The organism is Arcobacter sp. LA11 (assembly GCF_001895145.1).
Taxonomy (GTDB): Bacteria; Campylobacterota; Campylobacteria; order Campylobacterales; family Arcobacteraceae; genus Halarcobacter.
In genome coordinates, this window is record NZ_BDIR01000037.1 from 1 (window position 1) to 697 (window position 697).

Below are 697 nucleotides of genomic sequence, written 5' to 3' on the forward strand. Positions count from 1 at the left end.
GAGAATGAAGCATCATTTGTAATAGGATTTACAGTAACAGATGGAGATGGGGATAAAGCTGATGGTAATCTTACTTTATTAATTGATGATGATACTCCAACCGTACTTCCTACATATGACTCAGTAATGACAAATAATTATAGAATCATTAGTGATGATGATACTGCAAGAGATGTTACAGGTAACCAAGGAGGAAATGGCGATAGTGGAGAATGGCATAAGACTGGAAATCTAGTTGGAGCATTTAGTGCTGGAGCAGATGGTGGAACAGTAGCATGGAATGCAGTTAATAGTTCAAATGAAAGTGGAGATTTAACACCAGGTATTACATTTGAAATTGACCCAAATACTGGTTCATTATCAATGTTCCAACAACAAGGAACTGAAAAAGTTCAGATTGTTGAAATAACTATGGAAGATACTACAACTGGTCAATATACATATACTCAAATTAATAATTTATTACATGTAAATGATGGTCAAAATACAGAGAATGATGCGAAATTCTTACTTGGATTTACAGTAACAGATGGAGATGGGGATAAAGCTGATGGAAAACTTCAGTTAATTATTGATGATGATACACCAACAGTAGTACCATATGAAACAAATACAATGAGAATCATCAGTGATGATGATACAGTAGCAGGACTAAATGGGAATTCTGGATATGGTAATAATCCATCAGATGGAGCAG

Annotated in this window: 1 protein-coding gene; it reads left to right on the forward strand. The window is 34.6% G+C overall.

Going from position 1 to position 697, the window contains the following annotated elements:
* Positions 1-697 (forward strand): hypothetical protein (locus BT997_RS15640; protein ID WP_258239508.1); only part of this gene is annotated, 697 nt, incomplete at both ends.